Annotated in this window: 21 protein-coding genes and 2 pseudogenes; 10 read left to right on the top strand and 13 right to left on the bottom strand. The window is 42.2% G+C overall.

Features of this window, described 5'->3' with window-relative positions; all coding sequences use genetic code 11:
- Nucleotides 1-117 precede the first annotated feature (117 nt).
- On the top strand, nucleotides 118-1,437 hold the full coding sequence (locus FTV37_RS00115; RefSeq protein ID WP_180026517.1) for an OprD family outer membrane porin: 1,320 nt from the start codon (nucleotides 118-120) through the stop codon (nucleotides 1,435-1,437).
- 103 nt (nucleotides 1,438-1,540) lie between these two features.
- Here FTV37_RS00115 and ppa read toward each other — a convergent pair whose 3' ends face one another.
- Nucleotides 1,541-2,077: an inorganic diphosphatase gene (ppa, locus tag FTV37_RS00110; RefSeq protein ID WP_168378239.1), complete on the bottom strand. Its 537-nt coding sequence runs from the start codon at nucleotides 2,075-2,077 to the stop codon at nucleotides 1,541-1,543.
- Between the two features lie 115 nt (nucleotides 2,078-2,192).
- Nucleotides 2,193-2,591 (bottom strand): MAPEG family protein, encoded by a 399-nt coding sequence (locus tag FTV37_RS00105; protein WP_078189470.1) that lies wholly within the window; start codon nucleotides 2,589-2,591, stop codon nucleotides 2,193-2,195.
- 107 nt (nucleotides 2,592-2,698) lie between these two features.
- Between FTV37_RS00105 and FTV37_RS00100 the strand changes: the two genes are divergently transcribed.
- Nucleotides 2,699-3,088, top strand: a complete 390-nt coding sequence (locus FTV37_RS00100; RefSeq protein WP_078189471.1) for a hypothetical protein — start codon at nucleotides 2,699-2,701, stop codon at nucleotides 3,086-3,088.
- Nucleotides 3,089-3,146: 58 nt separating this feature from the next.
- On the opposite strand, the gene FTV37_RS00095 is transcribed toward FTV37_RS00100, so the two are convergent.
- From FTV37_RS00095 to FTV37_RS00070, 6 genes are all read right to left on the bottom strand, one after another.
- The gene (locus FTV37_RS00095; protein ID WP_180008091.1) at nucleotides 3,147-4,826 is read right to left on the bottom strand and encodes a long-chain-fatty-acid--CoA ligase; all 1,680 of its coding nucleotides are present in this window, start codon (nucleotides 4,824-4,826) and stop codon (nucleotides 3,147-3,149) included.
- A 149-nt stretch (nucleotides 4,827-4,975) separates the two neighbouring features.
- The gene (gene parC, locus FTV37_RS00090) at nucleotides 4,976-7,195 is read right to left on the bottom strand and encodes a DNA topoisomerase IV subunit A (RefSeq protein ID WP_180005204.1); all 2,220 of its coding nucleotides are present in this window, start codon (nucleotides 7,193-7,195) and stop codon (nucleotides 4,976-4,978) included.
- Nucleotides 7,196-7,358: 163 nt separating this feature from the next.
- Nucleotides 7,359-8,678 carry an MFS transporter gene (locus FTV37_RS00085; RefSeq protein ID WP_078189474.1) on the bottom strand — a complete coding sequence of 440 codons (1,320 nt, stop codon included), beginning with the start codon at nucleotides 8,676-8,678 and terminating at the stop codon, nucleotides 7,359-7,361.
- A 144-nt stretch (nucleotides 8,679-8,822) separates the two neighbouring features.
- Nucleotides 8,823-9,467 carry a trimeric intracellular cation channel family protein gene (locus tag FTV37_RS00080; RefSeq protein ID WP_078189475.1) on the bottom strand — a complete coding sequence of 215 codons (645 nt, stop codon included), beginning with the start codon at nucleotides 9,465-9,467 and terminating at the stop codon, nucleotides 8,823-8,825.
- 59 nt (nucleotides 9,468-9,526) lie between these two features.
- Nucleotides 9,527-9,994, bottom strand: coding sequence for a YchJ family protein (locus FTV37_RS00075; RefSeq protein WP_180062765.1), 468 nt, complete (start codon nucleotides 9,992-9,994; stop codon nucleotides 9,527-9,529).
- A gap of 388 nt (nucleotides 9,995-10,382) precedes the next feature.
- Entirely contained in the window at nucleotides 10,383-11,954 is a 1,572-nt protein-coding gene (locus FTV37_RS00070; RefSeq protein WP_078192606.1) for a TerC family protein, read from the bottom strand.
- 320 nt (nucleotides 11,955-12,274) lie between these two features.
- On the opposite strand from FTV37_RS00070, the gene FTV37_RS00065 reads away from it, so the two are divergent.
- Nucleotides 12,275-12,895: a TIGR00730 family Rossman fold protein gene (locus tag FTV37_RS00065; RefSeq protein ID WP_078189478.1), complete on the top strand. Its 621-nt coding sequence runs from the start codon at nucleotides 12,275-12,277 to the stop codon at nucleotides 12,893-12,895.
- An 87-nt stretch (nucleotides 12,896-12,982) separates the two neighbouring features.
- Here the strand turns inward: FTV37_RS00065 and FTV37_RS00060 are convergent, their stop codons facing one another.
- Both FTV37_RS00060 and FTV37_RS00055 read right to left on the bottom strand, forming a co-directional pair.
- The gene (locus tag FTV37_RS00060; protein WP_111884840.1) at nucleotides 12,983-13,948 is read right to left on the bottom strand and encodes a hypothetical protein; all 966 of its coding nucleotides are present in this window, start codon (nucleotides 13,946-13,948) and stop codon (nucleotides 12,983-12,985) included.
- A gap of 156 nt (nucleotides 13,949-14,104) precedes the next feature.
- Nucleotides 14,105-14,242 carry a hypothetical protein gene (locus FTV37_RS00055; protein ID WP_180005189.1) on the bottom strand — a complete coding sequence of 46 codons (138 nt, stop codon included), beginning with the start codon at nucleotides 14,240-14,242 and terminating at the stop codon, nucleotides 14,105-14,107.
- Between the two features lie 200 nt (nucleotides 14,243-14,442).
- On the opposite strand from FTV37_RS00055, the gene mdtD reads away from it, so the two are divergent.
- The 6 genes and pseudogenes from mdtD (at nucleotide 14,443) to FTV37_RS00025 (ending at nucleotide 20,828) form a co-directional block, all read left to right on the top strand.
- Nucleotides 14,443-15,834 carry a multidrug transporter subunit MdtD gene (gene mdtD / locus FTV37_RS00050; protein ID WP_180062764.1) on the top strand — a complete coding sequence of 464 codons (1,392 nt, stop codon included), beginning with the start codon at nucleotides 14,443-14,445 and terminating at the stop codon, nucleotides 15,832-15,834.
- 77 nt (nucleotides 15,835-15,911) lie between these two features.
- A complete protein-coding gene (locus tag FTV37_RS00045; protein ID WP_180062763.1) occupies nucleotides 15,912-16,697 on the top strand; it encodes a GH25 family lysozyme in 786 nt (261 codons plus the stop codon).
- Between the two features lie 59 nt (nucleotides 16,698-16,756).
- Nucleotides 16,757-17,770: pseudogene (locus FTV37_RS00040) on the top strand (MBL fold metallo-hydrolase).
- A 64-nt stretch (nucleotides 17,771-17,834) separates the two neighbouring features.
- On the top strand, nucleotides 17,835-18,890 hold the full coding sequence (gene dinB, locus FTV37_RS00035) for a DNA polymerase IV (protein ID WP_180062762.1): 1,056 nt from the start codon (nucleotides 17,835-17,837) through the stop codon (nucleotides 18,888-18,890).
- A 235-nt stretch (nucleotides 18,891-19,125) separates the two neighbouring features.
- Nucleotides 19,126-20,442, top strand: a complete 1,317-nt coding sequence (shiA, locus tag FTV37_RS00030) for a shikimate transporter (protein ID WP_180062878.1) — start codon at nucleotides 19,126-19,128, stop codon at nucleotides 20,440-20,442.
- Between the two features lie 29 nt (nucleotides 20,443-20,471).
- Nucleotides 20,472-20,828: a RidA family protein gene (locus FTV37_RS00025; RefSeq protein WP_180005213.1), complete on the top strand. Its 357-nt coding sequence runs from the start codon at nucleotides 20,472-20,474 to the stop codon at nucleotides 20,826-20,828.
- Between the two features lie 76 nt (nucleotides 20,829-20,904).
- On the opposite strand, the gene FTV37_RS00020 is transcribed toward FTV37_RS00025, so the two are convergent.
- The 3 genes from FTV37_RS00020 to FTV37_RS00010 form a co-directional block, all read right to left on the bottom strand.
- Complete coding sequence (locus tag FTV37_RS00020; RefSeq protein WP_078189487.1) at nucleotides 20,905-21,447, bottom strand: DUF2726 domain-containing protein; 543 nt, start codon at nucleotides 21,445-21,447, stop codon at nucleotides 20,905-20,907.
- A gap of 434 nt (nucleotides 21,448-21,881) precedes the next feature.
- Nucleotides 21,882-24,293 (bottom strand): YgiQ family radical SAM protein, encoded by a 2,412-nt coding sequence (locus FTV37_RS00015; RefSeq protein WP_180026509.1) that lies wholly within the window; start codon nucleotides 24,291-24,293, stop codon nucleotides 21,882-21,884.
- Between the two features lie 227 nt (nucleotides 24,294-24,520).
- Nucleotides 24,521-25,234: a M48 family metallopeptidase gene (locus FTV37_RS00010; protein WP_180062761.1), complete on the bottom strand. Its 714-nt coding sequence runs from the start codon at nucleotides 25,232-25,234 to the stop codon at nucleotides 24,521-24,523.
- Between the two features lie 63 nt (nucleotides 25,235-25,297).
- Between FTV37_RS00010 and FTV37_RS00005 the strand changes: the two are divergent.
- Nucleotides 25,298-25,435: pseudogene (locus FTV37_RS00005) on the top strand (IS5/IS1182 family transposase); the annotation flags it as partial.

Below are 25,435 nucleotides of genomic sequence, written 5' to 3'. Positions count from 1 at the left end.
ATGATCTGAATGTTTTCTAACTTTAGTGTAATAAGCGCATTAAAAATAGTGATTTTTTTAAGAAAAAATATACAATCGCACTACATATTAACCAAATTTGCATGAGGCTCTCTCCCAATGCTTAAAGCTCAACAACTAACACTTGCAGTATTAGTAAACGCTGCTCTTATTTCTACTGCTTTTGCTAGCGAACAAAGCGAATCTAAAGGCTTTGTGGAAGATGCCGAAGGCTCTGTATTGTTCCGTACAGGTTATTTACATCGTGATAAAAAAAATGGCGTAGATGATACTAGCTCTTTTGCGCAAACTGCTATCGTAAATCTTGATTCAGGTTTTACCAAAGGCACTGTTGGTTTTGCAGCGGGTATCATAGGCGATGCATCAATCAAACTTGGTGAAAATGCTCATACCGGTAACGATATGATTCCAACGCATGGTAGCAAAGATGCGAATGGTAAAGTTGATGCTTATGATCACTGGGCGCGTGGCGGTGCATATGTAAAAGCACGTATTTCAAATACGACTGCAACTTACGGTACACAACTTCTCGACATCCCTGTTTTAGCAAGTAATACTGCACGACTAGTACCTGAATACTACACAGGTGTTTTGGTTGAAAGTAATGAGATTAATAATCTTAACCTGATCGCTGGTAAATTCACTGAAAATCAATTATCAAATCAAATTAATTCTGATGGTGCTAAGTTAGACCGCGCAATTGTTTGGGGTGCAAAATATAAAGCAAATGATCAATTAAATCTTGCTTACTATGGTACAGATATTAAAGATCGTTTAGATCGTCATTATATCAATGCCAATTTTACTCAAGGTTTAGCTGATAAAAGCTCATTGACTTATGATTTAAGCGCTTATCACACAAAATGGGATAAAGATGCTAATCAATACTTATATTCTCAAATTGGTGAAAGCAACGACTCATTCGATAACTCAATCGCTGCCCTTTCTACAACATATAATCGTGGTCCACACAATGTCATGGTTGCTTACCAACAAAACTTTGGTAATACCGGTTACGACTATGGCTTAGGTACAAACGTTGGTGATGGTAAACAATCTATTTACATGCCAAACTCGTATCTATCTGACTTTATTGGTAATGATGAAAAGTCTGTACAACTTCAATATACCTATGACTTTGGCGCATTAAATGTTCCAGGCCTATCTTGGACTTCAGCATTTGTTTACGGTTGGGATATTAAAGCCACTAATAATGCTGGCACAATGATTAGCGACAATGAAGAAGAACGCGAATTCTTTAACCAAGTGAAATATACCGTTCAATCTGGTTTTGCCAAAGATGCAAGCTTACGCCTTCGTCATTCTTACTACCGCGCTAGTAATAACTACCAAAACAACTATATTGGTGATACCAATGAATGGCGTATTTGGTTAGACATCCCTGTGAAATTATTTTAATTTCGCAGCTAGTCTAAGATAGCGAAAAAAAACCTGCACACTGTGCAGGTTTTTTTTATGAGCATCGTTTTCATATAAAAACGATGCTCAACTTAAAACAATATTATTTGTTCGCAGCTTGGTAAGCTTCAATTGAGCTCAGTACTTCTTGTTTCGCAACATCAGCACCTTCCCAACCACTTAACTTAACCCATTTACCAGGCTCTAAGTCTTTGTAGTGTTGGAAGAAATGCTCAATTTGATTGATCAACAATGCAGGAAGATCGGTATATTCTTGAACATCTTTATAAAGCGGAGTCAATTTGTCGTGTGGAACAGCAACAAGTTTTGCGTCAACACCACCGTCATCTTCCATGTTCAATTTACCAACAGGACGGCAACGAATTACAGAACCTGGCTCTACTGGATGTGGAGTTACCACAAGTACGTCTAATGGGTCACCATCCAAAGATAATGTATTTGGAACATAACCATAGTTCGCTGGGTAGAACATTGCAGTACCCATGAAACGGTCTACAAATAACGCATCAGAATCTTTATCGATTTCGTATTTGATTGGTGCTGCATTTGCAGGAATTTCAATAATGACATAGATGTCGTTTGGTGCATCTTTACCCGCTGGGATATTGCTGTAGCTCATAGCATCACTCTTTAAACAAAGTTAAATCTTTTAATCCGGCACAATTATAACGGTTTTATCGCTTTTTTTGTGATTTTAGCGATCATGCTGATAATTTAATCATCAAGCAGAACATTTAGCTTAATTTAATGACCAATAACATCAGGCAAATCGGGCATAACATCGACAAGGTCCAAATGATCGAACGTAAAGTTGCCCAATTGGCTAAATAACATAGCCCATAAATAACGCGTAAAACGAGATAGGCTATCCCAAAGGTCATGATGTATTGTTGATGAATCACCATGTATTCGGCCATTAGAATAGCCGCAATAAATAAAGGTAAACTTTCAAAACTATTTTGCTGCACTGCATGTGCGCGGCTCGCCAACCCTGTAGAGCGCGCTAAAACTTCACGTGGATTTTGATTATCACTCGACTTAAAACCTGCAGCTCGCTTCGCAATAAATGTAAATACATATGGCAGTAAACAAGCGGCCAAAATGAGATAGATGATCCCACTGATGCTGTGCATGTGTTTTTTCTCAGGAAGATTTTATGGCTGCTATAATACCATGGCATTTCGTGAATAATTTTTGTTAAATATAGTGTTTTTATAATCGGCAGATGAAAGGATCCTCTATGAGCACTTCTGATCAAGATCAATTATTTGAAGTTCTTGAAGAGCAAAAACGCCATCAGCTTCGCGTCGATCGTGTCTTAAAAATCGTCATTCCTGTGACTGCATTTTTACTTGCTGTGATCTGTGCCAACTTAAATGTATGGTCGACTGTTTTCAGCTTTGTCATCATGTGGATTGCATTCTATGCAGTTTCCATCAAGCAACTTCCCCTTTGGCATTGGGTCATTGTCATTGCACTGTATTGTTTAGTCGACAATATTTTAACTTATGGCAGCTATAACCAATCTGGCTTTAGTCGTCAGTTCGGCGCGATGTTTATCTTCTTAGGTGTTTTTGGTGTAGGACGTCGCTACTTTGATCGCTGGTCGATGAATAAAGGCAAGCTTTAATGATCTAAATTAAAAGCGATAAAAAAAGCGCCTGAAGGCGCTTTTTTTATGCATTATATTATGCTGTTTTACGCAAATCTTTACGTAGAATCTTACCAACATTCGATTTTGGTAATTCATCCATAAATTCAACATAACGTGGGCGTTTATAGCCAGTTAAGTTTTCTTTTGCGAATGCCAAAACTTCTTCAGTCGTTAAAGATGGATCTTTTTTCACAACGAATAATTTAGGTACTTCACCTGATTTTTCATCAGGAACACCAATCGCAGCAACTTCTAGTACTTTTGGATGTTTTGCAACAACTTCTTCAATTTCAGAAGGATAAACATTGAAGCCAGACACCAAAATCATGTCTTTTTTACGGTCTACAATCTTCACATAACCGCGTGGATCCATGACACCAATGTCACCAGTACGGAAGAAACCGTCCGCCGTCATTACTTTGGCAGTTTCATCTGGACGGTTCCAATAGCCTTTCATGACTTGAGGACCACGAATCGAAATTTCACCTTGCTCACCTTGAGCAACTTCATTGCCATCATCATCTAAAATAGCAACTTCAGTCAGTGGCAATGGAATACCAATCGTACCGCTGAATTCCATTGATGCTGGAGGGTTTGCAGTTGCAACAGGTGAAGTTTCTGATAAACCATAACCTTCGATGATATTGGTACCGGTAACTTTCTTCCACGCTTCTGCAGTCGAAGGAAGTACTGCCATACCACCACCCATCGCCATTTTTAGCTTACTGTGGTCAAGTTGCTTGAACTCTTCATTGTTCACCAAAGCATTAAACAAAGTGTTCACTGCTGGAAAGAATGAAGGTTGGTATTTACGTAATTCTTTCATTACCGCAGGTAGGTCACGCGGGTTAGGAATCAATACGTTTGCCTGACCTTTGTACATACCGTAAAGTGCACACACCATAAATGCAAAGATGTGATACAGCGGTAATGCACAGAAGATACGATCATCTGGCTGACCATCTTGCTGACCAAATTTACTTTGGAAAATACCATCACACTGCAACATGTTTGACACAAGGTTACGATGTGTCAATTCTGCGCCTTTAGATACGCCAGTTGTACCACCAGTATATTGAAGTACTGCAGTATCACTTAGAGTTAAGTTTGGACGTTTGTAATTGTTTGCACTCACTTTAGACATTGCTGCATTAAAGCGAATATGACCTGGAATGTTCCAAGCTGGAATTTGTTTACGTACTGAACGTAATACAAAGTTAACCAATGTACCTTTCAGTGTACCGAGCATGTCGCCCACAGATGCCACGATCACGTGTTTTACTGGGGTTTTACCAATAATCGCTTGGTAAACAGATGCAAAGTTTTCAATAATAACAAGAGCTTCTGTTCCAGAGTCATTCAATTGATGCTCAAGTTCACGAGAGGTATACAGTGGATTCACATTGACCAATACCAGGCCAGCGCGGAATACACCCAATGCGACAACAGGATATTGAAGAACGTTCGGCATCATGACTGCAACGCGTGAACCTTTAGCCAAACCTAAGCTTTGCAAATAAGTTGCAAATTTACGGCTAGCTTCATCAAGTTCTTTAAAAGTTAAGACTTTATCCATGAAGATAAAGGCATCTCTTGAACCAAACTTCTGAAAATTACGCTCAAAAATATCGACCAATGAGGTATTTTCTGCGGGTAATTCTACAGTTTCTGGAATCCCTGTCTTTTGGTATTCAGCGAACCAAATCTTTTCCATAACGCCCAATTCTCCTGTCGTAATCCTTAATAATCCAACTGTTTTTTTTCAATATTAAGCGGTCATTATTTAACTTGTTTGTGCTTAATATTGCATCCATTTCACGAATAACAGCATATATAACGTATTTCGTTCCATGGATGCTAGTATTATCTTTGAATGAACAGTTTATTTGCTTTTTGATATCCACGTGGTAACAACACACCTTTCGATGCACGTTTGCCCACATATTTTTGCAGATCGTCGCCTTTAAGCTTTAATTGTTGATTTCCTGCAAGCACTTGAATTATTTCATCTAAATTCAAAGTTGTCATGGATACAATTTGATCTTTTGCCTCAAGTTGTATCAATTTATTACCTTTACCCTTATTCAATACTGGTAATTCATCAAGTTCAACCAACAGCAAACGACCCGCAGAACTGAGGAGTGCAAGATGTGTTGCATTCTCAATCGCCGTTAAATTCATGACCGCCGCGCCTTCAGATAAACTAAGGAAAGCTTTACCCGCTTTTGCATTGGTATCGAGGTTTTTGGCTTGGGTTTTAAAGCCATAGCCTTTACTACTCATCGCCAAGACTTCTGTTTCATCTTCGGCAATAAACACTTGTTTAAAGCCGACACCACTTGCAGGTGCAAGTTTAGAACTCAGAGGCTCACCTAAACCACGCGCGGATGGCAAGGTATTGATGCCCAAAGCATAGCTTCGTCCGGCATCATCTAATACATACACACGTTGATTCGATTTACCTTGCGCATGGCTGAGATATTGGTCACCTGCACGGAAATTTAAGTTCTCAGCATCGACTTCATGCCCTTTCGCCGAGCGAATCCAACCCGCTTCAGACAACACCACAGTCACAGGATCTGCAGGAAGCATATCTTGTTCATTAATCGCATGGGCTTCTGCACGTTTCACAATTGGAGAACGGCGGTCATCACCAAATTTCTTCGCATCTTCTTTCAGTTCATTAATGATCAAGGCTTTTAATGATTCAGGATTCGCCAATTGTTCACGAATTATGGCAGCTTTGGCTTCCAGTTCTTCTTGTTCACGGCGCATTTCCATTTCTTCAAGTTTTGCCAAATGACGTAACTTGAGTTCTAAAATGGCTTCGGCTTGAATTTCATCGATATTAAAATGCGTCATTAACACCGGTTTAGGCTGATCTTCTTCTCGAATAATACGAATCACTTCATCAATATTCAGATAAGCAATGATCAAGCCTGCAAGTATATGTAATCGTTTTTCAATTTTATTCAGATGATAAGTCAAACGACGTGTTACGGTATTTTTACGGATTTCAATCCATTCCAACAAAATACGGCGGATCGATTTCACTTGCGGACGACCGTCTGCGCCAATCATGTTCATATTGACACGATAGCTCGACTCTAAGTCGGTGGTTGCAAATAGATGGCTCATCACCGATTCAGCATCAATACGGTTTGAGCGCAGGACAATCACTAAACGTGTTGGGTTTTTATGATCTGACTCATCACGTAAGTCCGTGACCAATGGCAACTTCTTCGCCTGCATTTGATCTGCAATCTGCGTGATCACTTTTGAGCCTGAAACCTGATACGGCAGCTCCGTAATCACGATTTCATTTTTCTCAATGCTGTACACTGCACGAGTTCGATAACTACCGCGACCCGTGGTTTGAATTTTAAGTAATTCTTCTGGAGAGGTAATAATTTCAGCACGTGTCGGCAAATCAGGTGCAGGAATATATTCTGCGACTTTTTCATCGGTTAAATTAGGATTGCGAATTAAGGCGATGGTACCCTTCACCACTTCACGTAAGTTATGCGGTGGAATATCGGTTGCCATACCCACTGCAATACCCGTTGTGCCGTTGAGTAAAATATTCGGTACACGTGCGGGTAAATTCACCGGCTCTTTCATCGAGCCATCAAAGTTATCCTGCCAATCACAAGTCCCTTGTCCTAACTCAGACAATAATAAATCACTATAAGCAGACAGTTTTGCTTCGGTATATCGCATTGCTGCGAAGGATTTCGGATCATCTGGTGAGCCCCAGTTTCCCTGACCTTCAATAAATGGATAGCGATAACTAAACGGCTGCGCCATGAGGACCATGGCTTCATAACAAGCTAAGTCACCGTGAGGATGGTATTTACCCAGTACATCACCAACCGTACGTGCAGATTTTTTTGGCTTACCCGTTGGCTTTAGCCCGAGTTCGCTCATCGCATAGACGATACGACGCTGAACGGGTTTTAAACCATCACTGATATGTGGCAATGCACGATCCATAATCACGTACATGGCGTAGTTGAGATATGCTTGTTCGGTAAATTCTGCTACGGAACGGTTTTCTGTCGCATGATGCGCAAGGCTTGTCATAACAACCTGTAATCCTAAATTGTTCGTTCTTTATTGGGTTCTTATGCTATGTCGCAGGTGTCCCCTATACAAGGGGATGATCTAACACTCTGCGACAAATTGTGTCTTATGGCGTAAAAATATCCATTTTATTCACCATGATCAACTAAAAATTCAACAGTCTTTATAGACCGATGGATTCTAAAGTTTTGCCCTTAGTTTCTTCACCTAAAACCAAAATCACCACGGCAACTGCAATTAAGACTGCTGTAAACATCATAAAGACATAGCTAAAACCATGATCCATATCCATCATATGTGTCACGGCAAAAGGTGCTGCAATGCCCCCAATCCGACCAATGGCACCCGCCCAGCCCGAACCAAAGGCACGAATATTGGCCGGATATTGTTCTGGTGTATAGGTATAAAGTACGCCCCAAGCACCGAGATTAAAGAAAGACATTAAACAGCCCCAAATCACAATCTCTGTCACACTGCCAGACTGACCGAAGAAATATGCCGAAATGGCACACATCCCAATGAAGCCCGCCAAAGTAGCTTTACGACCCAATTTTTCGACCAACCATGCCGCTGCAATATAACCCGGCAATTGTGCCAAAATCATGACCAAGACATATTCAAAGGATTGAACAATGGTGTAGCCTTCTTTGACCAATAAACTTGGTAACCACGTAAAAATGCCATAGTAAGAAAAAACGATACCGAACCAAATGAGCCACAGCATTAAAGTACGACGTGCAAAAATGCCTGACCAAAGCTGTGAAAAACTGATGTTGTGCTTTTCTGCAACTGGTTTGACTTCAAAGATTTCAACAACTTCTACACCACATTTGGCTTCAATCTTTTTCACCAATGCATGTGCTTCATCAAAACGTCCACGGTTAATTAAATAAGGCACCGATTCGGGCACCATTTTCCAAATCACGATCGCATATAACGCAGGAATACCGCCAATTAGGAACGCTGCATGCCAACCAAAATCAGGAATAATAAAGCGTGAGACCAATGCAGCAACCAACCAGCCCAGTCCCCAAAAACTTTCCAGTAAGACAATAAAACGTCCACGTACATGCGCTGGAATATATTCACTGACTAAAGTCACCGCGACAGGGAGTTGCCCCCCTAAACCTAAGCCGACAATAAAACGAAATACCAACAACCAAGTTAGATTAGGTGCAAACGCACATGCAGCGGTGGCTAAGCTATAAATCACCAATGTCCATGCAAACACTGTTTTTCGGCCGAAGCGGTCTGCTAGTCCACCAGAAAACACCGCACCAATCGCCATCCCAACAAAACCAATCGAGACCACCCAACTTTTATCATTTGGCGTCATGGCCCAATCTTCAGCCATTTTCGCTAAGATAAAGGAAATGAGTCCCGTATCCATGGCATCAAACATCCAGCCAAGGCCAATAACCCAAAGTAAAGTGTAGTGAAACTTACCGATGGGTAAGCGTTGTATACGTGAGACTAAGTCCATAACAAGATCTCTGAACTGGTGGAAGGATGAACACTGCTTTCCCAACAGGATGTATGATTTTGCGTTTTTTAGTATAGATCCATGCAAAAGACCGACCATTGATCCGCCTTTTCAGCATTTTAATGTGATGTTATAGCAACGCGGCTATGACAAATCTTTTGAAGATACTGACTGATCATCATCATCTTTATAAATAAATTTAGGCATTTCTAAGCCAAAGTAAATGGCGATCAGACGTAAGGTGAAACCGAAAATGAGCGTCGCAATGACGGTCAATTCTAGCGATAAGCCAATCTCAATGCAGAGCCAATAACAAATCACGGACACAAAAGAAATACTGGCATAAAGTTCACGACGGAACACCAGCGGGACATCGTTACACAGGATGTCTCGTAAAATACCGCCAGAGACGCCCGTTAGTACCCCTGCTACCGCAGAAACGACAAAACCATGTCCCATTTCTAAAGCGATTTGACAGCCAATGATGGTAAAACCAATGAGACCCAAGGCATCGAGAACCAAGAAGATATTACGCAGATGACGCATCCACTTTGCAATCAGGATGGTGACAAATGCAGCAAAGCAGGTCAGCATGAGATATTCAGGATGCTTAACCCACGTCAGTGGATAGTGCCCAAGTAGCACATCACGAACCGAACCGCCCCCCAGTGCCGTGACACAGGCAATCAATGTTACCCCAAACCAGTCCATACTCCGCCGACCCGCAGACAATGCACCTGTCATTGCTTCTGCCGTGATTGCGATAATATAAATAACGGTAAGTAACATCGCCCTTCTTCCACTGAGGGTTGAGATGCGCGCTATTCTAAGCTAAATCTGCTCAAATGTTATAAAAATTGCGCACAACATTGTTTAAATTTTCGTCCAGAACCACAAATACACGGCTGCTTCATGGTGATTTGCATCTCTGTGGTCGGATCAAGGAAATACCAGCGTTGCTCGAACTTCACAAAGTGTGAAATTTCATGATGTACCTGCGCTTGCTGCCCATCGTGATAATGCGCTTTAAATTCAACTTGAGCATGGTTTTTATCGAGTTTTTCTTGGGCTTGTACCACCTCAAGCTTTAACCACTGATTGGCCTGACTCCACGCTGCAATAGCACTCACATCCAAAGCTTGCTGCTGTCCAATTGCAGTTGTTTGTACAATATAATCAATCTCATGTTGTGCAAATGCACTATAACGTGAACGCATCAATTGCTCTGCAGTCTGTGCATTTTCACGCCCCGTATGTAAGGGCTGACAACAGCTACCATACTCACCTTTGCCACATGGACACTGGACTTGTGACATATTTGTTTCCATAAAAAATAGCCTGACAATGCAGGCTATTTTAACGGATCTTTCCACACAATTTTCATCAGTAGATCCGTATCGATTCAAATAAAAGAATGATACACGGTAAGGTCATCCGCAAGTGTTTGAGACAGGACTACTTCTAATCAAAAATGTTTTTGCAATGCTTTGAATAATTTGACGGTAGTGAACGAGTTTTGCGGATGACAATGGTTTTGGGTACTTTTGCCGAAACAAAAGTACCTCCAGCCGAAGGCTAATCCCTTTATTTAAACCCTAGATGTAAGACTCCGTCGAATAGACTTAAAAATCATTTTAAAAATGCGTAATTACTTTTACGTGCGTAACATCAGTGATCTATATAGATTACCCCCCGATACGCAACTTAATCTTCAGTTGGCATGGGAATGACATGCACTTTTTCAATCTTATGACCATCCATCGTGACCACTTCAAAGATGTGTTCATCTGCTTTGAATTTTTCACCATTGGCTGGTAAACGGCCCAAATGGAATAAGATATATCCGGACAGAGTTGAATACTGTTCAGCATCATCCACCAAGTCACGACCTAACAATAAAGACACATGACGAATGTCGGTTGAGCCATCGAGTAACAATGAACCATCATCGAGACTTTCTGCTGCCGTCTCTGGTTCATCTTCATCAGGGAACTCACCAGCAATCGCTTCTAAGACATCAATCGGTGTTGCAATCCCTTCAATTGAACCGTATTCGTTCAACACCAAAGCCATTTGCAACGGTGCTTGACGTAGCTGTTCCATCACCATCAAAACTTGAGCATTTTCATGCACCACCACAGGCTCACGGAGATGTTTTTCGAAATCGAGTACGCCTGTTTCAATATAGTCATTCATGACTTTATGAGTCAGTACCGCACCCGCAATATTGTCAAGCTCACCATGTGCCACAATTAAACGTGAATGCGTGGTACTGAGTAATTGAGCACGAATCGCCTCAGGTTCTTCATCTAAATCAATCCATTCCAGTTCAGGACGAGGTGTCATCACGGACTTTACTGGACGCTCAGATAAACCCAGTACCCCTTGTACCATGACACTGTGGTAAACCCCGTTGTCTTCATCAAAGACTTCATCAGCAAAAGCACGTGTTGCAAGCACATCTTCATTTTCATTTTGATTGTCTGCAACATTTTTCCCACCGAGCATACGCATCACTGCTGAGGCTGTGCGATAACGTAAGTCTGTGGTTGTCACCATTTTTTCCTGATTATGACGCATGGTTTGGTTCAAGAACTCAATCATGACAGAGAAACCAATGGCCGCGTATAAGTAACCTTTTGGAATATGGAAACCAAAGCCTTCGACCAAGAGCGAGAAACCAATCATCATCAAGAAGCACAGGCACAGAATCACCACCGTTGGGTGACGGTTCACGAAGTTCATCAGTGGTTTAGATGCCCACAGCATAATGCCGACAGCAATAATGACCGCAATCATCATGACAGAAAGGTGTTTCACCATCCCGACAGCGGTAATCACGCTATCGAGCGAGAACACGGCATCGAGCACCACAATCTGCACAATCACCATCCAAAACGTCGCATGCACAGGATTTTCTTCCTTTAGCATAGGCTTGTTTTCAAGACGTTCACGCAGTTCCATGGTGCCTTTAAATAGCAAGAACACCCCACCAAACAGTAAAATTAGATCTCGACCGGAAAATGGATGGTCGAAAATATGGAACAGTGGGTTGGTTAGAGTCACCACCCATGCAATCGAGGCCAGTAAGATCAATCGCATACACAGTGCAAGCAATAAGCCGACAATCCGTGCAGTATTACGCTGTTCTGGCGGTAATTTTTCCGCAAGAATCGCAATAAATACCAGGTTATCGATACCTAAAACAATCTCAAGCACCACCAGTGTCAATAAACCCACCCATGCAGATGGGTCGGACATCCATTCAAAGATCATGGTTGTATCTCCTGAATGTTATTCACACGTAGATCATGCTGATTTGAAGATGAAATGCATTGGACATGCGCAAACGCTTTTAATGGCGTTCTTTCTAATATTTTGATGTGTGCTGAGTGACAACAACCACTACCCATGACGGTTCTTTAGCTTGAAATGAAGTTTTAAGTATAGCAAGTTAAGGTAAAAATTCACCCTTTTTTACCAAAGTACAATCTCAGTATGGAAGAATTTAAACCCAGTGATGACATTAAATTGTCATATTTAGCTGCCAATGTAGTGTCATAAAAAATAACATGCTAAGGTAAAATTAAAACGTAATGAATAGCGGATTAAAAATGACAGAAAAACGTGGTAATCCTTCTCCTGCTACAACACAACCTTTAATCGCACTGTATTGCGGCTCCCGCTCTGGGAACAATCCAATTTATCAAGAAAAAGCCATCGCATTGGCGCAAGGCTTGGCTGAACATGGTTTTGGTCTGGTCTATGGTGGCGCCAGTATTGGCCTGATGGGTCAAGTCGCTGACGCTGTGGTCGAACATGGCGGCGAAGCCGTTGGTGTGATTCCTGAGTTTATGTTGGATTATGAAATTGCACATAATCATTTGACTGAACTACACGTCGTGCGCAGTATGCATGAGCGTAAAGCCATGATGGCAGAACGTGCCAGTGCCTTTGTTGCCCTGCCCGGTGGTCTTGGCACATTCGAAGAAATTTTAGAAATCGCCACTTGGGGGCAGTTGAATCAACACCAAAAACCGATGATGCTGTATAACGTCAATGGCTTCTATGATGCACTGATTGCACAATTAGACCATGCGGTCGCTGAAGGTTTCTTGCCGCCCCAGCATCGTGCCAAACTGATCGTGTGTAATTCATCGAAGCAAATCTTTAGTGCACTGAAAAATTTAGATTGCCCAAAAAATTTCGTGGTCTAACTGTATTTTAGATGTCAAAAAGGGGAATAAAGTATTCCCCTTTTTTTTATTGCTCGATGTCCTAATTCAAATCGAGATCGTGCCGACTTAACCGGACACCACACGATAGAACCATGGCAAGGTTGTCGCTAAGAAAATACTCATCAATAAACCAAGCATCAATTTCATCGCATCTTTGCTGACATTTCGTGAAGTTCGATATTTATTCACTTCATGTAAATGCATGGACATGGCAAATTCACGTCCTGCGAGTAAACCCAAGAACACCCAAGTGGTACTCATTGGAATATTACTCCACTCTTTGAACACCAATAAAATCAAGGCATACATAAAGTCGATAATGGTTGCCGAGCGGATATCAGCCACACCCGTTTTGGTGTCGATAATGCCCTGAATCGCCCCACCACGTTGGTACAAAATGATCCCAAGCAGTACGATAAACACCACAATTGCAAAAATCAGGAACTCCAGCGGCACCTGACGAGGGACGTAGACAAAAATATTGGCCAAATCCTGAATCAGCCACTGACTCCATAAAAATGCCGTCGAAACCCACTGTAGTCCCACCCAAATATTCGAGGGTGTTTCATCACGTGTTTTACTGAAATAAACCGAGATGCCTTTAATCACAAAACGGTAAATAATAATCGCGACAACAAAAGCTACCGCATAACCCATCATCGACTTAGTTAACATCGACCCAAGACTACTCGGAGAGAAAATCGTTAACACTAAGAATGTGGTGCTGACCGGAATTCCGTAGCGAGTCAAAATGATCAGTAAGATCGGTGGCACAATATAGAGCCACGTGACCCCTTCTGCGGGAAATGGAATCGTTTCTAAACGACCATAAGATGCATCCCCCACACCAGAACTATACCAACCATAAACCAATACAATAGCTAAAATACTGCTGACATAGATCCACAACAGCCACCAAGGGCGATGCGCATTGGATGAAATAAAGGTTCCCAATGTCTGTGGCACATCATTACCGACAATAGAATAGGCCGCGAGACAGAAGCCTATGACCATCAGAATTTCGATTGTCATGAAAACAAAACACCTTTGCCATAAAGAAAAAGCCCTCCAATAAATGAAGGACTTGAGCGCATTATGACAGTTTATCTGGCGTTCATACAATTTTGTGCCGTGCTTTTCTCGACATCAAAATAAAAACTTTAAATAAAACAAAAATTTAAAATTTAATTATTTCAATTTAATCTGATAAACCGCAGTGCTACCGTTCACTTCATTTCTAACCACCAACAAAGGTTGAGCATTGGGCGAATCTTTGGCGGCAATAAAAATCAGATCTTCAGGTCCCACATCGCCTTGTTTAACCACATCAGTACCGAAACTTGTAGTTTCATGTTTTCATTCGTCTTTTATTTAAATATGACCAAGTTATAAACATTAGATTGCATAGAGATTAAACTTTCATTGCATTTTTCTTGCAATTTTTTGGCTCAATTATGCAAAGCTTTTACTACATCCGAATGGCAATATTCATTTAAACTGTTTAAAAATCTCAGCTTTATTGACTTATGAATAGCACGCCAACGCATCAGGCTTTACAACCCAAATTTAGACTTCTAGTGCTATTGGTCTCTATTGGCTTTTTTATGCAAGGCCTGGATACGACCATCGTCAATACAGCAATCCCAGCGATGGCAAGAAGTTTGGGCGAAGACCCGCTACAAATGCATAGTGTGGTCGTGGCCTATGTCTTGTCCGTTGCGGCGTGTATTCCCTTAAGTGGTTGGTTGGCCGATCGTTTTGGCGTACGAAATACTTATTTCACAGCCATTATTATTTTTACGTTAGCATCGCTAGGCTGCGGCATGGCCAATAGCCTGAATGAGCTGCTGGTTTATCGAGTAATTCAGGGCATAGGTGGCGCATTACTGCTACCTGTTGGGCGTTTGGCGATGCTCAAAGTGATTCCTCGGACACAGTTTTTATCGGCCATGAGTCTGATGAGCCTTGCCGGTTTGATTGGCCCCTTAATTGGCCCTACCCTTGGCGGTTGGATGGTGGAAGTCGCAACATGGCATTGGATCTTTTTAATTAACATTCCAATGGGACTGCTAGGGGTACTCATTACCTTTAAAGCCATGCCCAATGTGACCGAACCGAGCGTACAACGCTTCGACTTTATGGGTTTTGTCTTATTGGTCGTCGCCATGGTGGGGTTATCGTTAGGCATTGAAAACTTTGCTAGCCCGCATCTGCCGCTATGGTGGAGCCTGCTTTTAGTCGCAGCAGGCATCATCGCCAGTTTGATCTATGCCTTTCATGCACATACCCACGCCAATGCGCTGTTTCGCAGTAAATTATTTCAAAATCGGATCTATGCCATCGGCATTATCGGCAACTTCTTTGCCCGTCTTGGCGGCAATGCCATGCCATTTTTGATTCCCTTAATGCTACAAGTGGCTTTTGGCTTTGAGCCCTTTATCACAGGGTTATTGATGATACCGACTGTACTCGGTTCATTGGCATCTAAACCGATTATTCGTCAAATTATTCAACGCTTTGGCTATCGCAAAGTGTTATTGGTAAATACCTTCTTGGTCGGCGCCTGTATTTGCAGTTTTGCACTCTCTACGGCTGAAACCCCCACGTGGTTACGTGCCTTACACTTTTTTATTTTTGGTATTTTAAACTCGCTGCAATTCGTTTCGATGAATACCTTAACCCTCAAAGATTTACCTCAGCAAGATGCCAGCAGTGGCAACAGTTTCTTGTCGATGATTATGATGGTGTCGATGAGTATCGGTGTGGCTTTGGCAGGGACTTTAGTCAACGTGTTTACGGCCTATTATGGTCCTGCACAAATCGAAACGGCATTCCATAGCACCTTGATTTTACTCGGCTGTATTAACCTGATTACCGCAGCGATTTTTTGGCAAATTCCTAAACATGTGGATGTCTAAACCTGTGTCATCGGGCAAATCTATGACAGATCAGCCCTTAAAGGGTTATGATAAAATAGATACTTGGATACATTTTCATGCCTAAAAAAGCCAAATCACGTACCTCTAAAAGTTCACTCAAAAAATACAGCCCGATTATTGCACTCAGCGCTATCAGCGGCGTCATGGTGGTGGCTGGATTAGGTTATTTAGCCGTGATGCCGCATCGCCCTGCATCTGCAGAAGAATATCCCGTCAAAGGTTTTGATGTTTCCCATCATCAAAAAGATATTCAATGGTCAAAAATTTCACCTAAAAAATACCAATTTGTTTATCTCAAAGCCACAGAGGGTGGTGATTTTAAAGATCGAAAATTTCAAGATAACTGGTTACAAGCACGGGAAAACGGCTTTTTAGTTGGGGCCTATCATTTTTACCGTCTGTGCCGTGATGGCAAGATTCAGGCGGAAAATTTTATTGCTTCCGTGCCGAAAAAAGCCGATGCCCTTCCTCCCGTGATTGATTTGGAATATGACACCAACTGCATTAACACCTACAGCAAAGAGCAGTTACTCAAAGAAATCACTTATATGCATGATCGCTTGCACCACCATTATGGCAAACAACCGATTTTTTATACTTCGAAGTCTTTTTATAATATTGTCTTAGCAGGCGAGTTTAAACAGACGCCGCTGTGGGTCCGTGAATATAAAGGCCCACCCGATCTAAAAAACAATCCGAAATGGCTGATTTGGCAACATACCAATCAAGGACAAATTCAAGGCATCTCGACCACTGTCGATTTAAATGTATTTTCAGGTGATGCCAAGGCATGGACTGAGTTTTTAGACAAAAATGGCGTTTCGCCGCTCAAACCCCGTTGATTTATTCACCGACTCAGGACAACATCGAAGCAAATAATCCATAAAAACTGAGTCGCAGGATGCGTATTTTAAAAATTTTTCTTATTATATTTTCAGTCTTTATAATCCTCGCCATCGGGATATTGGTCTACTTGATCCAACCTTCAGGGACCTTGGCAGTGTTTAAAACGTGGCATTATCAACATCCCGCACAAAGCACTATAGATACTCACTCAGCGGCGCCCTATCACGTAAAATTCTTTGGTGTTTCGACCTTACTGTTTGACGATGGCCAAGAGTAAATCCTCATCGATGGCTTCTTTAGTCGGCCATCGCTCAGTCGGACCATATTCACTCAAATCCAAAGTGATCAGCCTTTATTACACAGCTATATCGACCAATACGACTTAAAACGTACACGTGCTATTTTCGTGACTCATTCACATTATGATCATGCGCTCGATATTCCAATGTTGGCCCACCAGCTCCCTAAGGCCATGATTATCGGCTCTAAAAGTACCTTAAATATCGCACGGGCAATGCCAATCGCTGAATCACAATTACACGAAGTTCAAGCTTGGCAGCCGATGCAAATCGGTAAATTCACCATTACTGCCATCCCCTCGCAACATACTCCGCCAACGGCCGTTAATGATGATTTGGGGGGAGAAATTTCGCAGCCACTGCAACTCCCTACACATTTTAGTCAGTTTAAAGAAGGTGGATCGTATGATTATCTCATCCAACATGGGCCGCATTACAGTTTAGTCAAAGCCAGTACAGGTGCTGTGCCCAAACAGTTGCAAAAACTAAAAGTCGATACCTTATTTTTAGGCATCGCCCAACTTTCCAAGCAAACGACAGCGTTTCAACAGCAATATTTCAAAGAAACCTTAGCGACTCTTCAACCCAGCACCGTGATTCCAATTCATTGGGATAATTTTTTCAAACCACTGAATCCAGAGCTCGAATTTTTGCCTCGCTTTGCCGATGACACCCCTCAAAGCCTAAATCTATTGATACAGTCGGCAGCAGCTCAAAACACCAAGGTGGTTTTACTCAGTCAACCTGTGTCGTTTGAGTTAAAAAATTGAGGAAAGCGCTAGATTGACTGTGCGATACTGAAATTCAATTTTTTAAGCACTGATCTAACTAGGCATGAGGAAAATCATACATATCGACATGGATGCATTCTTTGCATCAGTAGAGCTGCGGGAACATCCAGAACTCAAGCAGCTTCCTGTTGTTGTGTCTTCACATCACCCTCGTGCAGTCATCTGTGCCGCATCTTATCCTGCACGTGAATTTGGTTTACGTTCTGCAATGTCGATGGCACAGGCCCGTAAACTCTGCCCACAGGTCGTGGTGATCGAACCTAATTTTGAAAAATATCGTGCCGTTTCGGCGCAAATTCATGCCATTTTTCAACGCTATACGTCTCTGATTGAGCCGCTATCTTTAGACGAAGCTTATTTGGACGTCACAGAAAATTTACAACATATTCCGAGTGCCACTGAAGTCGCTATGCGAATTCAGGCAGAGATTTTACAAAGCACTGGTTTAACTGCCTCCGCAGGTGTCGCGCCCAATAAATTTTTGGCTAAAGTTGCTTCTGATTGGAACAAACCCAATGGCATTTGTATTATCAAACCGTCTCAAGTTTTGCATTTCATCCATGACTTGGCACTGAAAAAAATTCCCGGTGTGGGAAAAGTGACTCAAGAAAAATTAAAAGCCATGCAACTCAATACATTGGGTGATTTACAACAAATTGAAGAAGCCGTTCTGATTCATCATTTCGGTAAATATGGCCGACAACTCTATCTGTATGCACAAGGGATTGATGAACGACCGGTCCAATCTAGCCGCGAGCGTCAGCAGATCTCGAAAGAAACCACTTTTGATGATGATCTCACCCTGAACCAATGTCAGCCCTATTGGCCCAAACTGATTGACCAAGTTTGGTCTAGTTTAGAAAAAAAGCAGTTAAGCGCGCGCGGTGTATCGGCCAAATTAAAACTGAAGAATTTCCAAGTGCTACAGCACAGTAAAAGTTTTAAAACGTCACTGAATCATCGTGAAGACCTTGCGCAGGTATTACAGCAATTACTGCATGAAATGCATATTTCTGAGGAAGATCAATTTCGCCTGATTGGCGTAGGGGTCTATCAATTAAGTGCGCAAAACCAAGAAACACAACTTTCGCTGCTCTAAAAACTTCAAGAAGATCGTATTTGCTTAAGATTTAGGCAGAAGAACAAATTTAAAGCAATTTGCTATTCACAAAGCCTAAAATTAGAGTACTCTATCAGCGCACTACATTATCCGTGTATGCGCTGAGATGCTGAAAATCACCTTTACTTTCAGCATGCTGTCCTGTGATTGGCGTGACGATCAAATCCGAATATTACAGGGCAACTCTGTTGTCAATCATGGAATACCCCGCTGTATGCCTTCTGCAAAATCTGCTCCAAATCCTCAAAATATTTCACAAAATCAAGAACAACGTGCGCGTAAAGCCGCATTAAGTAGCTTCATTGGTGCCGTAGTCGATTGGTACGATTTTTTACTTTATGGCATTGTTGCCGCACTCATTTTCAAAGATCAGTTTTTCCCCAGTATTGGCAACAATATGGGAACCTTGGCAGCCTTGGCGACCTTTGGCGTCGGCTTCCTGTTCCGCCCCTTAGGCGGCATTGTGTTTGGACATTTTGGTGACAAGCTGGGTCGGAAAAAAATGTTGGTGCTCACCGTCATCCTGATGGGGATTTCGACGGTCGGTATCGGTTTATTACCCAATTTTGCGGCCATCGGTTGGTTGGCCCCGATCCTGCTCGTAACACTTCGGGCAATACAAGGTTTTGCCGTCGGTGGTGAATGGGGCGGCGCTGCCCTGATGGCCGTGGAAAATGCCCCGAAAGGCAAAAAAGCCTTTTACAGCAGTGGTGTACAAATTGGCTATGGCGTCGGACTCGTTCTGGCAACAGGCGCTGTGTCGTTGATTATTGCCACTTTGGGTGAAGATGCTTTTGCTGATTGGGCATGGCGAATTCCCTTTATTGCCAGTATTGTCTTGCTGGCTATCGCGATGTGGATTCGACGTGATCAAGACGAATCACAAGAATTCATCGACAATGTGGTCAAAGCTCGACAAACGCCGCAAAAATTACCGATTCTGCAAGCGATTAGCCAACACCCCAAAGCCTTTTTTTACATTATTGCGCTGCGCCTGACCGAGTTACTCACCATGTATTTGGTGACGAACTTTGCACTGAATTATTCCACCGCTCAATTGGGCATGGACAAACAGTTCTTCCTCAATATCACCTTAATGGTTGGTGCAATTAGCTGCTTCAGCATTCCCCTCTTTGCGTGGCTAGCAGATCGATTTGATCATCGTAAAATGTGCGTGCTGGGTGGATTGATTGGTGCGCTTTCAGCTTTTCCCTTCTTCATGGCCCTTGATGCACAAAATACTTGGCTAATTATTGTCGGTGCAATTTTCCTTGCCAATATTGCCCATGATATGGTGGTGAGTGTACACCAGCCGATTTTTACCTCCTTGTTTGGTACCGCCTATCGCTACAGTGGCGCAGGTGTCGGCTATCAAGTAGCCAGTATTATCGGTGGTGGCTTTACCCCAATGATTGCAGCAGCTTTGGTGATTTGGGGTGATGGTTCATGGCATTATGTGGCAATCTACCTTGCTGTCGGCTGTTTATTGACGGCTTTGGTTGCAACTACAATGCCTAAAACTCAAGATTAAGTGACCTTTTTGCTTTCAGGATATTTCGCATGACCATCCAACGCCTGCATGTTTCAAAACGCTTTTCCGAAATCGCTATTTCAGGTCAATTGATCCATTTGGCAGGTCAATTGGCAACAGACCTTGATTTAGACATCAAAGGACAAACACAGCAAACATTTGAGATCATTGATCAATTCCTTGCAGATGCCGGCACAGATAAAAGCCAGATTATGTCAGTGACCATTTATCTTAAAGATATTGAACAGGATTATGCAGCATTCAATGAGGTATGGGATGCGTGGGTGTCTGACATTGAAGCATTACCACGGACTTGTGTCGAAGCCAAATTATACGACCCCCGTGTACTGGTAGAATTAACCGTCGTAGCCGTTAAGCCTGAATAACCATTAAGCCTGAATAACAATAAAAAAAGCATGTCTAAAGACATGCTTTTTGAAAAAGACTTGGCTCTTTGAATCCTTAAGATCCAATAATTTTGATCTTTTTACGTTCCAAATCTGAATATAAATGATATTTTTTCAGATCATTAACCGGCACAAATGGCGCTTGTACACGCTGCTCATTCAAGAAATCTTCGCGTAATTGAACGTACTCAGGCACATCATCATAACGAATGACCCGATAGCCTGCCAAAGCGAGCAAAGCATCTTGATATTGCGACTGCTGCATCCGTTTTAGCACCATTGGATCATCTAAAGCGACGATCGCCAAGATCTGATGCTGTTCATCTAGGACGACAAAGTCCGCCACCATATTTCGATACTTATTCCGCGTACGATAGTATTTCGTGGTCAACAGTGCATCAAAAGACACGTGCGCAAGGATCGTATGCTTAGGCAAAATTTCTTTTAAACGCGTGTAGGTTAATTGCTCATTAATGTTGAAAATAGCACGTTGTTTCAATGCGCTATCTTGTTGCTTAGAATCACCTTCTAAACTTTTCCAAGCCATTATGAGCACACAGAAGAGTAAAATACTCCCTATTACTATGTATATAGTCATCTCATAATCCTTTATATTTCTTATATTTTTGGTTTTTGACATACTTCTTTTGAAGACGAAGTATACAACCAGTATTATTTTTTTAATTTCCTATTAAAAAAAATAACTCTAACTTTCACACAATACGTATTTAAACTGACAAAAAGTTGCAAACTTAAAGCGTCAAACATCACATGCCACTTCGTTCAGAGTAATAGCATCCATTGCTATATACAGATACTTTAGATCATTCGCTAAAACGACAGCAAGTGCATTTCCTCTCACTGTCAGACTATTCCGATAAGCTGTCAAATTTTGCTCGTATTTCATTGAGATAACCGACACACATATGGCATTGAGCTTGTAACAGCATATAAAAATGCAAACTTTCTTATGCTGCCGAGCATAACACCCATAAAAAAAGACACCGAAGTGTCTTTTTTTATCTATCCATTTTAAGCGCGTGATTTAGACTTCGATTTTCCTTTGGGTTTCGGACCGCCAAAAGGTTTTTTCGCATCACCCGTTTCACGCGGCGGCAGACCAGTATGCTGCGTCAAGATTTGACCACGCTCAGGACGCTTCTTGGTATTCGAAGGACGCGATTGAGCAGCCTTAGTCCGATTGCCTTGTTCACCTGTACGTTTTTGTGAATCACCTGCAATGCTTGAGTTCTTTTTACGTGCAGATTGGTATTGGCCCTCAGCACTACCCGCAGGCTGATACGTCGGAATCAAATGCTGTTTTGAGTTCCCGATCAGATCCTGACGCCCCATTTCTTTGAGCGCTTCACGCAGCAATGGCCAGTTGTTTGGATCATGATAACGCAAGAAGGCTTTATGCAAACGGCGGCGTTTTTCACCTTTCACGATATCGACATTTTCGGTATAACGCGCCACTTTAGCCAGCGGGTTTTTACCGGTGTAATACATGGTCGTTGCAGTCGCCATTGGTGATGGATAGAAGGTTTGCACCTGATCGGCACGGAAACCATTCTTCTTCAGCCAAATCGCTAAGTTCATCATGTCATAGTCCGTCGTACCCGGATGCGCTGCAATAAAGTAAGGAATGAGATACTGCTCTTTCCCTGCTTCCTTACTGAAACGATCAAACATTTGTTTGAAACGGTCATAGGTCCCGATCCCCGGTTTCATCATCTTCGATAATGGACCTTTTTCGGTATGTTCAGGCGCAATCTTCAAGTAACCGCCGACGTGATGTGTCACCAATTCTTTGACATATTCTGGGTTTAACACCGCAAGGTCATAGCGTAAACCGGAACCGATCAGAATCTTTTTAATCCCCGGCAATGAACGTGCTTTACGGTATAACTGCGTTAAAGGTGCATGATCGGTGTGCAAGTTTTGACATACACCCGGGAATACACACGACGGCTTACGGCAGTTCTTTTCAATCTCAGGATCTTTACATGCCAAACGGTACATATTGGCCGTTGGGCCGCCTAAGTCAGAAATGATCCCAGTAAAGCCCGGTGCGGTATCACGAATTTTTTCAACTTCACGCAAAATCGATTCTTCAGAACGGTTTTGGATGATACGCCCTTCATGCTCTGTAATTGAGCAGAAGGTACAGCCGCCAAAACAGCCGCGCATAATGTTCACAGAGAACTTAATCATGTCAAAGGCAGGAAAACGCGCTTCACCATAAGCTGGATGCGGCAGACGTGCATATGGCAAGTCAAACACATAATCCATTTCTTCTGTAGTCAATGGAATCGGCGGCGCATTCAGCCAAACATCACGTTCACCATGCTTTTGCACCATCGCGCGCGCATTGCCTGGATTGGTTTCCAAATGCAAAATACGGTTGGCATGTGCATACAGCACAGGATCATTCGCCACATCTTCATAGGCAGGTAAACGAATCACCGCCAATTCACGCGGCGGCAATTTATGCTTAATGGCTTTTGATGCAGGCTGCAGCTGCACGATTTGCGTATCGGCGTCTAAGTTATCGCCTTCACGGACAATCGGATTTGCTACCGCTTCTTTTTGGAAGCCTTGATATTGCGTAACGCTGTCTTTGCCTTTTTCGATTTCACAGCCTTCAAGGTCTTCGGTCATTACATAAGGGTTAATGATCGGATCGACACGGCCAATTGCATCGACATCATTCGAAGCAATTTCAACAAACTTCGCTTTTGAAGCCCGGTTATTTTTATTCACAATAAATGCGGTACCGCGGACATCCGTAATCTCTTGGATTTTTTCACCGCGGGCCAAACGATGCATGATTTCCGTGATTGAACGTTCACCATTACCATACATCAATAGGTCGGCTTTCGAGTCCATCAATACTGAACGGCGGACTTTATCTGACCAATAATCATAATGCGCAATACGGCGCAGCGAGGCTTCAATACCACCCAATAATACAGGCACATCTGGATATGCTTCACGCACACGCTGGCAATATACCGTTGCTGCACGGTCTGGACGTTTATTCGGTTGATTATCTGGAGAATACGCATCATCCGAACGGATTTTACGGTCTGCCGTATAGCGGTTGATCATCGAATCCATATTGCCGGCTGTTACGCCCCAAGCAATATTCGGTTTACCCAATACACGGAACGCTTCTACATTGGTCCAGTCTGGCTGAGCAATAATCCCGACACGGAAACCCTGCGCTTCAAGGGTTCGACCGATGATGCCTGAACAGAATGACGGATGATCGATATACGCATCACCGCAAACCAAAATAAAGTCGCAGCTGTCCCAACCGAGTTGATCCATTTCTTCGCGTGACATCGGCAAAAATGGCGCAGGGTCAAAACATGACGCCCAATATTTGTCGTAATCAAACAACGCTTTTGGCGCAGTCTGCATAGTATAAGCAGTAGACATGGCTAGCAATTCTCGGCTGGCAGATGGAATGATCTGAAAAAAGATCAAAGAAGATGAAAGCCGATCATTTTACCATGAATTCCACTCATCATGCTTGATTATAATTTATACAACAGCTACAGAATCATTGAATTGTTTTATATAGACATCACATTTAACAGCGCTATTGCACGACTTTAAAACTACATATATAAATCATTTTGATCAGGGAATCAGTTTCAATAAACCTAGAATGTGCTATGAGTTATCGCATTTTTATTCAACATTAAAGCCTGCGCCTGTTGAAATTGAATGTGCATTTCAGGTAAATATTTTTCAATATAAATCTTACGCTTATCTATATTGTCTTGAGTCATCAATGGTTTTACATCAAGCATTTGACGGCGTGCCGTTTCCTGCTGATATTTTTGCCAAAAACTCAATGCTGCATTTGGATCAAAGCCAGCTTTCGACATCAGATCAAGTGCAAGGACATCTGCTTCTAGTTCAAATTTTGAAACTTTAGGCAAAAAAACAGCTTGCCCAGTCACACTACTGGCCGCAGTTTCAAGCGCGCCGATACCCGCAGTCGAAGAAATCATCGCCACCTGACTAGCAAACAGCAAGGAAATCTTCTCACGATGATGATCACGTAATGCATGTGCCATTTCATGCGCCATCACAAATGCCAATTCATCTTCAGTCAGCTTTAAACTCCAATATAAGCCCGTGTTAATGACAATTTTCCCACTTGGAAAACCATGTGCATTTAAATCTTTATTTAAATTCCCACTGACTTGCCAATCCCATTGACTCGAACCATGACGGTAAAACTCTGCATTTTGCTTGAGTTTATTTAAAACCTGATCCAATTTCGAATCTATGATCAAAAGTTGCTTATCTTTCGCCTGATGAATAAATTGTTGATACGTTCTATCTGCCTGTTTAGGGTCTGTTGACATTTGTTGATTAAAAAAATAGCGAGATAGTAAAATTAAATCGCCAAACCCAATTTTACACTCGCTATGCCTCGAACAATGCTAAATGATCAACACTGGTCCAAGTTACTTGCTATTTTCCGTCACTTTAATATTTATCTCAAATTAAATTTACGGAATTTTATTGAAGCGATTTTATTTCGAATTAGAACAGGCTGTCCTTGG

It is taken from the genome of Acinetobacter sp. YH16042, assembly GCF_013417245.1.
Lineage (GTDB): Bacteria > Pseudomonadota > Gammaproteobacteria > Pseudomonadales > Moraxellaceae > Acinetobacter > Acinetobacter amyesii.
Note: the sequence above shows the minus strand (reverse complement) of the source record. Positions and strands in the feature narration are given on the sequence as shown.